The organism is Marinifilum sp., from assembly GCF_965230805.1.
Taxonomy (GTDB): Bacteria; Bacteroidota; Bacteroidia; order Bacteroidales; family Marinifilaceae; genus Marinifilum.
The window spans coordinates 513,855-525,919 of the sequence record NZ_OZ246019.1; the positions used below are offsets into that span (position 1 = coordinate 513,855).

The following is a 12,065-nucleotide window of genomic DNA, read 5'->3' on the forward strand; positions in this document are numbered from 1 at the left end:
TGAGTTCGACGTAAAATTCGTTCACAGTTTGATCTGATTTTGAGTAGAAATTTTATCAAATATTCGCAGGAATATCGGGATATTTCAAGAAGATTTGAGGAAATTTATGCCGAAAGCAGGCAAACACATAATGGAAAGTTCTCTTTACGACATCTTCACATTAAAAATTCCTCAGAATAGCCCGCTATTCTTTCCTAATTTTTAATGCAAATCTATCCCAAATATAACTTTCTGTGGATAGAATTTTACCTCTAACTCACGTTATTTAGATTAATTCTCAATTAACTGATTCTCTTTTAATTCTATATTAATACTGAGCACTCCGTTTGAATTTTTATTAACAAAACGATAACTTATAGTGATTTTAATTTGATATCAATCACTAAAATTTATTGCTATGAAAAATAATAATTCCAATAGAGGAATAATAGGCATCTTAACAGGTGGTGGCGATGTACCAGGATTGAACCCTGCAATTCGTGCCGTAACCATTCGAGCGCTAAGAGAAGGATATAAAGTAATCGGTATTAGAAAAGGCTGGCGAGGCCTGATTGATATTGTTAGAGATGAAAAAGCCGATAATAGTGAAAACTTTGAGCTGCTTACCGAGGAGTTGGTAAACAAGGTGGGTCGTACCGGCGGTACTTTCCTGCACACATCAAGAGTAAATCCTTCGAAAACTGCAAGAGAAAGAGTTCCTGCACATTTAAAAGAAAAATACGACCAAGATGTTAATGATTTAACCGAAGAAGTTCTGGCAAATCTTGATTTCTTGAATATTGATTATCTCATTCCGATTGGTGGTGATGACACCCTAAGTTATGGTGTTCGATTATACCAGGAAGGTTTTAAAGTAATTGCAATTCCAAAAACCATGGATAATGATGTACCGGGTACCGATTATTGTATTGGCTTTAGTACATGTATTACCCGAACCATATCCTTAACCCATAGCTTAAGAACATCTGCCGGATCGCATGAAAGATTGCTTGTACTTGAAGTTTTTGGACGTTATGCAGGCTTTACCGCAATTCTGCCAACCCTGGCGGGTGCAGCAAATCGCTGTGTTATTCCTGAGCATAACTTCGATATTGAGCGACTTACTGAATTAATGATTCAGGACAGATTCTCGAATCCAAGCAGATACTCGGTAGTACTGATCTCGGAAGGAGCTGCTTTTTCAGGAGAAGAAATGATTTTTCAGGACAATGAAATGGATGACTACGGACACAAAAAACTTGGCGGAATTGGTGATCGTGTAAGTGAGCAAATGAAAGTTCTTTCTCCAAAATTTAATAACTCCAAACCAATTAATGTGATCAATCAAAAGCTAGGTTATATGGTTCGCTGTGGCGATCCGGATGCCATTGATTCAATTGTGCCAATGGCTTTTGGCAATTTGGCATTGGATTTAATTATAAAAGGAATTCATGGTCGTTTAATTACTCTTCGTAACGGAAGGTATGATAACGCACCCATAGATATTGTTACCAGTTCTAAAAAATTGGTTGATGTAGATCGTTATTACAACATCGACAGGCTACGACCAAAGTACAATAGCTTTGAACTACAACCACTATTCTTAATGACCGGTTTGTAATTCCACAAGATATTTGTTTACATTTGAAAAGCCTTTCGAAAACCGATTCGAAAGGCTTTTACTTTAGTTAGTGACTAAAGTATTTAAAGTGCCTTAATTACTTATTAAAATAGGCACTTATAACTTTCAATTCTTTTTGATTATTGATATAAAACCAAACAACTATGCTAGAGATTAACATTTTAGGGATTCCTATTTTAGAATGGATTGGGTACTTAGCCTCAGTTCTTGTGCTGGTATCATTAAGTATGACATCGATTATTAAACTTCGATGGTACAATTTGGCAGGTGCTATTCTTTTTTCAAGCTACGGATTTTTAATTGGCTCATTGCCTGTAGGAATTATGAACTTTCTGATTGTTTGTGCAAATATCTACAACCTAAGAAAAATGTATGTCCAAAAAGAAGATTTTAAGGTAATCGAGATAAAAGAAAATGATGAATTACTGATGCATTTTCTGGAATACTATAAGAATGACATAGCTGGATTCTATCCCGGTTTTGAAAAGGGAGAAAACCAGCTCGGAATTTTTGTTTTAAGAAATATGGCCGTTGCCGGGATCTTTATTGGCAGTCAGGAAGAAAATGAATTGAGAATCGATTTGGACTATGCACTACCCCAATACAGAGACTTTAAAGTTGGTGATTACTTGTATAAAAGCCTAAAGCAAACACTTGGCAAGCACGATATCAGGTCGGTTTATTGTTACTCTACCCAAATGCTGAAATACATGGAAAAGATGGGATTTAAATTAGAGAAGAAGGATGACCATCCAATCTTGAGAAAGAGTTTGAACTAAGCTTAAATCATTCTAAAACGAATAGGATTGATATGGATTTCTCCTATTCGTTGTTAACAATTTAGATGAGATAATTGTAGAGTCATGGGCAAGCAATTATCAACAAGACCGAAAATCGGAATACCGCAAAAGCAAAGAGAAAATCAATACAGAAGAATGATATCAGTTTTATAATGAAGTGAGTTTTAAATTGTTTTTTAGGGATTTTGAATTTAATCGATACAAAGAATACGGCTCCTAATTGTGTTTTCAATTCGCAGGCCAAGAGGGAATTTCCCAAAACCCTGTAATTTCCTTTATCATGAACGGTTTGTATTCTGTGCCTCGAAAGCCAGGGAGGAACAAAATCAGACGCATTCTGTGCCTCGAAAGCCAGGGAGGCACAAAATCAGACGCATTCTGTGCCTCGAAAGCCAGGGAGGCATCAAAATCAGACGCATTCTGTGCCTCGAAAACCAGGGAGGCACAAAATCAGACGCATTCTGTGCCTCGAAAACCAGGGAGGCATCAAAATCAGACGCATTCTGTGCCTCGAAAACCAGGGAGGCACAAAATCAGACGCATTCTGTGCCTCGAAAACCAGGGAGGCACAAAATCAGACGCATTCTGTGCCTCGAAAACCAGGGAGGCATCAAAATCAGACGCATTCTGTGCCTCGAAAACCAGGGAGGCACAAAATCAGACGCAATCTGTGCCTCGAAAGCCAGGGAGGCACAAAATCAGACGCAATCTGTGCCTCGAAAACCAGGGAGGCACAAAGTCAGACGTACAAATCGACACTTTTGATTTAGAAATGCTATCGCTTAAACAAAAAAGCTTGACCCGGAATGAGTCAAGCTTTTATGATTTATTTAACGTGAGTTCCACGTAAAATTCTATCCACAGAAAGTTATATTTGCGATAGATTTGCATTAAAAATTCCTCAAATCTTCTTGAAATATCCCGATATTCCTTCGAAAATTTGAGAAAATTTCTACTCAAAATCAGATCAAACTGTGAACGAATTTTACCTCGAACTCACGTTATTTAATCTTAAAAGTCAATACTTCTTAGTAACTAAAAATAGTTGAGTTTGGAAAATATCCAACTGTAAAGCTCTTTTGTTCTGTTCCTGCATTATCGTACACATAAACTGTACCTGCAGTTGTAGCATCAGCAGCTTCGCACAACCACAAGTTATCACTTACCGGATTAACATCTATACCATAGAAAGTAGCATCAATAAACTTGCTGGTAGGTAATGTTGTATCTGTAATATTCATTGCATAAACTGCATCTGACATAAAATACACAACATCTTTTGCTTTATTGATTGCAATATTTTTAATACCTGAAGTCGAAAGGTTAGTCAACCCATAAGAAGTAACTTCACTATTTGCAGTATTTATTTTAGATATTCCAGCATCGTCAATACCAACAACATTCCAATTTTCATCATAAGAGGTAACACCTGCACAATATACCCAAACATCACCATTGGCATCAACTACCATATCCTTAGGACAGGATTTAACACTTATGGTTTCAATAACCTGATCTGTTTCAGTATCAATAACAGTCACTGTCTTGTCATCATTCGACCAACCTCCACTGTTGGCAACATATAACTTATCATTAGAAACTACCATTTTCTCAGGACCAGCACCAACAGAAATTTGTCCTGTTGTAGCCATTGTATTCAAATCAATTACATAAATTTCATTGTTTTGTTTTACTTGATTTGGATAAGTTCCAGTAACTCCATTACCGTTAGCAACATAAGCCTTATCTCCTACCAAAGTGATTTCGCGTGGATATGAAAAACCATCAATTGTTGCGTGATGAGTAAAATCAGATTTAGTCACAACTTCAACATAACCAGCACCGCTTCCTGTTGTAACGGCGATAAAAGCATAATCATCATTCACTGCCATCGACTGTGGCAATTCTCCCAAAGGAATACCATTTGCCGCAGCAAAATAATTATTGGTAAGCTCATCGTTTCGATTGATCATAGTCACCGCTCCTGTTCCTCCAAAGCTTCCTTCATTCAACACATAAAAGAAGCTTATTTGTTTCTCTCCAATACTAATATTAAAGATGCCAGTTAATACATTGTCACCATCAGTAACTGAGAAAGAAAATTCATCCGTTAAAGTTTGGCTTCCATTGTGTACATATACAATTTTTGATGCTGCCACATCAGCTTGAGTAAATTGATCAATAGCTGTTGTCACATCATTTACATTGGCAATAATACCATTTTCGGTTGCCACAGTTACTGTATAAACAATATCAATATCTTCAGTATCTGTATCAACTACATTTAATTCTGATGCAGTAATTGCAACAGTTGCACCATTCTCAATAACAACACCATTGTTTACCGACAGGCTTGGCATTTCATTATCATCATCCGAACAGGATACAAATAAAGAACTTGCAATTAACAAGCCTAAACTAAATTTTAAAAATTTTTTCATTTTTAATAGTATTAGAAAATTACATTCACCCCTAAATAAAATGCTCGACCTGGCATGGGGTAATACTTAACCAGCTCATAAGATTTATCTAAAATATTCTCGATTCTTCCAGTTATTTTAAACTTTGCAAAGTCGGTTTTAAATCGATATCCTCCATTCACATCAAGGAGAAAGTTTCCATCAACCTTCTGCTCTTGCCAATTTTTTGTATGCGACCGGAAGGTAGCTATAACTCCTGCATTCCAATTTTTGGAAATATAATCGCTCAAAACCTTTGTAATATGGTGTGGTCGATAAGCCAATGTTTGTTTATATTTACCACTGGCTTTATCGTTGTTATACGCATCATTATAAGCGTATTTTATGGATGTACGAAGCCTGTCATTCCCAATTCTTAGCATATGATTTATTTCCAGTTCCAAGCCTCTGCTTATCATTTGTCCGGTATTTAAAGGACTCCAGTACGATCCGGTTGGTTGCCACGAGATTGCATTCTTGTTCTTTGATTGATATAGTCCTAAATCTGCATTCAATTGACCGTATTTTGTTTCCAATGATAACAAAGCCAATCCAAACTCAGCATTCCACCCTTCTTCTGCTTTGATATTGATATTTCCGCCCGGCACCCAATATCTCTCGTTAAAAGTTGGTCTTCGAAAATGATTACTAGCCTTTGCCCTAACATCTAAAAAGTGAGGCACAATATGCCACAAAGAACTAAACGAATACATTTCCGGTGGATTAATCTCAGTATTCCATTCTTTTCCAAAAGTAAAAATGAAAGTTCCAAAATCCGGCGAATACTTTCCTGCAACAGTTACCCTTGATTCATTTTCCTCTTTCTCGTAATTATTCGTCTTTCCTTTTAACCAAGAATACTTAGCATTTACATCTACACTTAATTTTCGGGTTAAGTAGTAACGAATGTTAGCATCGTTCAACACCCTTTCGGATGAAATTTCAGATAAAAATCCGCTCGTATACTTTAAATAATCATACAGATAAGCCGATTTGGCTTCCATTCTAAACTTCCCAAGCAAGGTTTTCCATCCCAAGTAAATCTTTAGTGAAGAATCTCTTTGCTGCTGATTGCTTTTGGGTTCGCCAATTCCCATTGTACCGGCAATATTTTTTTTCTTGGCCTGATACCAGGCTCCCAAATCAATATAGTGCTTGTTCAGTTTAATATGCAGGTCGTGAATTGTACCGTAAACACGATTTTGGTTATTATTTAATCTCTCGGTTGGCGAACCAAAATCATATTTGTCCACATAAGAGAAATCATTTTCACCATATTGAAAAAATGCCTGGGCAGTATAGGATATCCACTTGTTTGAATATTTCCCATGAAGTTTTGTTCTGTAATTCGAAAAGCTACCTATTTCGTTCATTAAGCCAATGGACGATTGATCCTCCCATGTTGGAGTATTTGAAAGTTCAATGGCACCTCCTAATGTACCACTTCCATACAATGAAGCATTTGCCCCATAAACCACTCGGATGTTATTAAAACTACCAGCTCCTATAAGAGATAAATCTGCCGAACCTGTAGTAAGCGAATTAACGGGAATACCATTCCAATTTACTGATGTGTGGGTAGAAGAATTTCCTCGAATGGTAATCGTTGACAGACCACCTAGAGAACCATTTGAAGAGACATTTACCAAAGCCACTTTCTGTAATAAGCCCGCCAAATCTTTACCATCATAGCTTTGTAAAGCTATAGAGTCAACTTTAATCGTTTTCTCGGTTGATGAAAAATGATCTAATCTGGGTGCAACAATATCTATGGCATTAACATGTACCGTATCTATAACATTTGTTCGAGCCTGAACACCAAAACCCCAAAAAATCAACAAAAAAACTAAATTCCACTTCATCCTATAAATTGATAAAGAAGAAAATATTGGGATCACAACAGTTTGAAATACTAAAATCCTATCGCTTTCCAAACACCTTCTCCGAATGTTTTGAAAAATTGTATGCAAACTGGCAGGTCTTCTGGCTTGCTCGACTTTTTTTAACCTTCCCAACAGGCAGTTGCCTGTCAGTGGTATTGCAGTAAAAAAAGCTTATTTTCGAGCTTACAGCTACGGGAACAGCTCCGGATTTTAACCGGATTCCCTTTTCATCCCACTCCTTAAGCTAAAGGGTACTGGGAACCAATTGCGCTGCAAATGTATGAAAAAAAACAATTACGATCCGCAATTCCTAATTGTTTTCTTACACAATTTCTCAGGCTTCATATGTAGTTAAAAATGCGGACAATTTAGAATAAAAACCCATTACCAATCAGCACTTCGGTTTAAAAAAACTTATTCATTTTTTTCGAAATTCGACTTTATGAGCTCTAGTAATTTCTGAATGCTATTGCAAGTAAGAATGCTTCCATCCTGATGCACTTCCCACTCCATGGTTTCATCCAATAAGTTTACACAACAAGCTTCCACTTTTTCGCAGGTTACCTGATAACCTTCACGTGAGAGCGCACGTTGTGTCCAGAATCCCATCACATCATTACCTAAAACCTGGATGATCTGTTTTTTCTGGTAGTTCATGATAAAATTTCCTGTTTTCCTGTCGAAGTTAAAAGAATCATTATGAAATGTATCTTCGATACTACCATTTAAAACCAAATCCTCGGGAGCACCAACTTTTACAGGCATATTTCTTGCCATCAGCCAAATTAGGTCGGCAGCTTGCAATGCCAAATCCAATTCATGGGTCGATAGTAAAATTGCTTTGTTCGTTTCTCTGGCAAGACGATGAAGCAAACGCATTATTTCTACCCGGTTAGGCAGGTCGAGATGAGCAGTAGGTTCGTCAAGCATAATTAATGGTGTGTCCTGCGCCAGGGCCTTGGCAATCATTACTCGTTGCCGCTCACCATCACTCAATTGATTGATAAAATGATTGGCATAGTGAAGCAATCCTACTTGTTCAAGAGCCCATTTTATTTTCTGGTTATCTGCATCCGATAATTTGCCCATCCATGAAGTGTATGGATGTCTTCCCAAGGAAACCACATGGTAAACAGTTAAGTTACCAACATTTATACGCTCGGTAAGCACAATACTTAAGAGCTGTGCAATTTCTTTGAAATTTCGATCACGAATTGGAACTCCTTCTACTAAAGTTTTGCCTGCCAATGGTGCTTGTATACCGGCAATTGTTCGCATTAAGGTTGATTTTCCAGCTCCGTTTGGCCCAAGTAAACAAACCATTTCTCCTCTGCGTATGGTAAGGTTGATATCAGAAAGCAAACACAGCACATCCTTCTTTGACTGTTTGTAGCCAATGGATAAATCCTTTGTTACCAGAATATTTTGATTTTCATTCACCTCTTTCATATCTATTCTATCCACCAAAAGATGCTTTTACATTTCTACTTCTAACAATGACCCAAATTACAACTGGTCCTCCAAATAGTGCGGTTACCGAGTTAATTGGTAATGTACTCTGGTTGCCTGGTAATTGAGAAAAAATATCACATATTAACATGATGGCCGCTCCAATCAAAACTACTGCCGGCATTAAAACTTTATGACTTGCCGTTCGAAAAATGGAGCGTGCAATATGAGGAATCGCAACTCCAATAAAAGCAATTGGACCTGTAAATGCAGTTAAAGTACCAGCAATAAGCGCTGTACTTATAATTACGGCTATTCTTACCTTTCTTACTGATATTCCCACGCCGCGAGCATAATTCTCTCCTAGTAGTAAGGCATCCATTGGTTTTATCAGAAAAAAAGCCAAAATTAAGCCTGCAAACACAATTGGCCCCATTACTTTCATTTCTGTCCAACCTACTCCGGCCAACGATCCAAATGTCCATACAATGAAACTTTGTATTTGCTCAGGATCGCTAAAATATTGCAGTATATTAACTATTGCACCTGTAATACTGCCAAACATGATACCAATAATTAAAAGGGATACACTATCTGATATACGAATTGAAGCAAGTGCTACCAATAAAAACACCAAGGATGCACCTGCTACTGCAGCAACTACAAGAGCCCAACTTCCAAGGAATCCTGAAACAACACCAAAAAAGGCAGGTACAATAGCCGAAGTCATTACCATAAGAGCAACTCCCAAACTTGCACCAGAGCTAATTCCCAATACAAAAGGTCCGGCTAATGGATTTCGAAACAAGGTTTGCATCATTAAACCCGTTACCGACAGTCCGGCACCAACAAAAATCGCTGTTAATGCTTTCGGTAATCTAAAGTTAATTACAATGTAGTTCCAGGAATTTTTAACATCTCCACCTGCTAAAATGGCAAATACTTTTTCGAAAGGAATATTCACCGAACCAAAAATCAAATCCAAAAGTAAAAGTCCAATGATAAGAAGGCACAATGCGCCAAATAATATCGATACAAGTTTCCCTTTTTGCGAAATCATATCTTACTTCAATTTTTGGAAAAAATGCAATTCGTAATTAGGCAACAATTCAGGATGTAAAATCTTTATCACATCCTTAAATACAATGTCAGGTTGCATCACTCCAGATTCATACCAATCATTTGCCCCACTCTCCTTCATCCTTTTGGTATAGCAATAAACTTGTTTGGTTTTAAAGGGTTTAAACAAGCTATATCTTTTATCCAAACCAGAAAGGTCTTCCATTGTTCTACATTGTCCCGGCCCAAACCATATATCTGCGTCATGTTGCTTGTCAAACACTGTCTCAAAACTTAAAGGCATACTACCTCTGCTACTGTCAGAAAACCAATAATAATCAGCTTTACCATCGCGTAACAATTGTGCCATGTACGATTGCCCACCCGGCATATACCAAGTTCCTTTAAAATTATAGCCAGACAATATGCTAGGTCCAGTTTCTGCATTCGTAACCAAAGCTTTTAAATCGTTGTAGTTTTTATCAATTTTCTCGAAATACTGATTGGCTTCGGCCTCCTTATTAAAAAAGGCAGCAATAAACTTTGCCCATTCGGCACGAGCCAAAGGGGAAGATTCCATCCATTCGATATTATAAGCAACAGGCAATCCAGCTTGCATTAATTTGGTTTCTTTTTCCGTAATCTTCATAAATCCAGCAACCATAACCAAATCAGGATCAAGTTCAACAATCTTTTCAAAATTCAGAGTCTCAGCATGACCAACAGCTTGAATTTTTCCTTCTTTCGATTTTTTATCGAGATCTTGATCATATATCCTATCAGGCAAAGAAACGGCAACAATTTTATCATCCACTTTCAGAAACTTTAAAATCCCAATTTGAGTACTTGATAAGGCTGCAATGCTTTTAACGGGAACTTCTACCAACAATCCGTCTGTAGGAATATTCGGTACCTCCTCTCCTCTGTTTTTTAAATAATATTTCTGAAAAATCTTACCAGGATTCCATGGATCCCAAACAATTATCTCCTTTAAATTATTCTCAAGAATCTTGATTTCGAATCCTTTTGCGTATTTCAGTTTTGTTTGCTGATAAAAGGACGTATCAACAGCACTGGGTTTCGAATTCTTTGAAGTTTGCTTTTTTTGCTCTCCCGATTGGCATGCAACAAAACCTAAAACAGTAAGGAGCAACAAGTTTAGGCCGATCTTTTTTAATAAGTTCATTTTTCCACAAGTTATTGTGGGGAAGGATAATCAGAAAATACAATTCTCAAAAATCATACTCTCGTTACTCAGTTCCCCGAAGTCACGAAATAAGTTATCAACCGGGCAGGTATTCCGACTTACCCTCTTTCAAGGAAGGATTACGGCTGCGGGGACAGCTTTGGATTCACACCAAATTCCCTTTTCATTCTAAATAGCTAGAAACCCAATTGCTGCAAAGCTATGCAATATTTTGAAACTTCATGAAGTTTTAGCATCACTTATAGAATTTGATTTTGTTTATCTACTTCAAACTGTTTTGCTGTACTTCTAATTTTTCTGTGAATTCATCCAAACTTTTTGTGATAAGTTCGTGAACCACTATCTCAGGTTGAATTTCTGTAATAATATCTTTTACCCGTTCGGTTTTAAAAGGCAAATGCTGATCGATTTGCAAAACATGATTACGAGCTGCCAAATATTTTTCGGGATGAGTTAATTTTTCCCAATTCTCAGGAAAACCATTTTGTATTTGTTGTAACTGATATTCTCCCGACAAACTACAATTCAAGTGTAAACTTTTAATTTTATCTTGCACACCTTTCGACAATCTTGATATTCTATCCAACACAAAATCGATTGCCTCATCCTCGCAACGCAGCGCAGGATTTGTATTCATTAAATGTCCTGTATCAAGTAGAATATTCCAATTACTGAACTCCAGCCTTGCTGCAAAATCATCTATCTCAGCAGGAAATAACAGATCCAAACCTGGCCACCACAAATTTTCAATTGCAATGCTAACAGGAGGCTCACCATGCTTAAACTCTTTTGCCGTTCTATTCAACATTTCGGCTAAGCAGGAGCAAACTTCAATGTTTCTATAAGTATAATCACGAGTAAAAGTATGATCCAATTCAATATGAGCAGCATGAATAACCGCATGTGATGGATGAAATAAGCTAGCATACTCCCACATTTCTTTTTGCGTTTGTACCATTTCTGCGGCATTTCTACCTCCACAATAGAATTTCAAGTATTCAGGCTTTACTTCAGGAAAATAACTTTTTACCGCTTTCTCTCCTTTTCGCCAAACATCTAACCATGTGAGCCAAAAAGGCAAATGAATTGATTTTACAATTTCTCGGGGAATTTCATCTGATGGGTGATCATATCCTATTAACAACTCCACTCCATCAAGCTTTCGTTGGTTAATGTATTCTTTTAATCCCTCCCATCTATTATCAAATCTTTCTATATCGGAAGGATGAACAGAAAAGTCGATTAAGTTTTGATAGCTCATATTTATATTTTGCATCAAAAATAGCTTTAATTGACTATTTCCATACCCGTATTTTCAATCAATTTTTATCTGTTCTTTATCAGATCAAGCAAAAAAATGACGTTTTGCCGCTTTTTGCCAAACTCCGTAAACGTTATCATAAATACCAAAAACGAAAAATACATGTTATTAATGACAAATTTCTTTATTAAACCAATGTAACGCAAACAATTTCGGGGCTTTCCGCAACCGTTGGAAGTTCTTTTTTTTGTTATTTTTCTACTTTTCGAAGATTTTATTTAGATTATTTCTCTTAATAATCCATAGATTTACAATGTCAGCATGAG

The 12,065-nt window shown here is 36.9% G+C and carries 8 protein-coding genes and 2 riboswitches; of the genes, 2 read left to right on the plus strand and 6 right to left on the minus strand.

Features of this window, described 5'->3' with window-relative positions:
* Nucleotides 1-397: 397 nt before the first annotated feature.
* The gene (locus ACO05S_RS02015; protein WP_421919878.1) at nucleotides 398-1,600 is read left to right on the plus strand and encodes a 6-phosphofructokinase; all 1,203 of its coding nucleotides are present in this window, start codon (nucleotides 398-400) and stop codon (nucleotides 1,598-1,600) included.
* A gap of 164 nt (nucleotides 1,601-1,764) precedes the next feature.
* The gene (locus ACO05S_RS02020) at nucleotides 1,765-2,400 is read left to right on the plus strand and encodes a hypothetical protein (protein WP_421919879.1); all 636 of its coding nucleotides are present in this window, start codon (nucleotides 1,765-1,767) and stop codon (nucleotides 2,398-2,400) included.
* A 1,049-nt stretch (nucleotides 2,401-3,449) separates the two neighbouring features.
* Here the strand turns inward: ACO05S_RS02020 and ACO05S_RS02025 are convergent.
* The 6 genes from ACO05S_RS02025 to ACO05S_RS02050 all read right to left on the minus strand — a co-directional run bounded on the left by ACO05S_RS02025 (nucleotide 3,450) and on the right by ACO05S_RS02050 (nucleotide 11,754).
* Complete coding sequence (locus ACO05S_RS02025; RefSeq protein ID WP_421919880.1) at nucleotides 3,450-4,862, minus strand: cadherin-like domain-containing protein; 1,413 nt, start codon at nucleotides 4,860-4,862, stop codon at nucleotides 3,450-3,452.
* 11 nt (nucleotides 4,863-4,873) lie between these two features.
* On the minus strand, nucleotides 4,874-6,742 hold the full coding sequence (locus tag ACO05S_RS02030; protein ID WP_421919881.1) for a TonB-dependent receptor: 1,869 nt from the start codon (nucleotides 6,740-6,742) through the stop codon (nucleotides 4,874-4,876).
* Between the two features lie 94 nt (nucleotides 6,743-6,836).
* A riboswitch (cobalamin riboswitch) is annotated at nucleotides 6,837-7,044 on the minus strand.
* A gap of 133 nt (nucleotides 7,045-7,177) precedes the next feature.
* Nucleotides 7,178-8,227 (minus strand): ABC transporter ATP-binding protein, encoded by a 1,050-nt coding sequence (locus ACO05S_RS02035; protein WP_421919882.1) that lies wholly within the window; start codon nucleotides 8,225-8,227, stop codon nucleotides 7,178-7,180.
* Complete coding sequence (locus tag ACO05S_RS02040; RefSeq protein ID WP_421919883.1) at nucleotides 8,220-9,272, minus strand: iron chelate uptake ABC transporter family permease subunit; 1,053 nt, start codon at nucleotides 9,270-9,272, stop codon at nucleotides 8,220-8,222. The genes ACO05S_RS02035 and ACO05S_RS02040 overlap by 8 nt, the downstream gene beginning before the upstream one ends.
* Before the next feature lie 3 nt (nucleotides 9,273-9,275).
* A complete protein-coding gene (locus ACO05S_RS02045) occupies nucleotides 9,276-10,457 on the minus strand; it encodes an ABC transporter substrate-binding protein (protein ID WP_421919884.1) in 1,182 nt (393 codons plus the stop codon).
* Between the two features lie 87 nt (nucleotides 10,458-10,544).
* Nucleotides 10,545-10,681, minus strand: a riboswitch (cobalamin riboswitch).
* 59 nt (nucleotides 10,682-10,740) lie between these two features.
* Nucleotides 10,741-11,754 (minus strand): hypothetical protein, encoded by a 1,014-nt coding sequence (locus ACO05S_RS02050; protein ID WP_421919885.1) that lies wholly within the window; start codon nucleotides 11,752-11,754, stop codon nucleotides 10,741-10,743.
* Nucleotides 11,755-12,065: the final 311 nt, after the last annotated feature.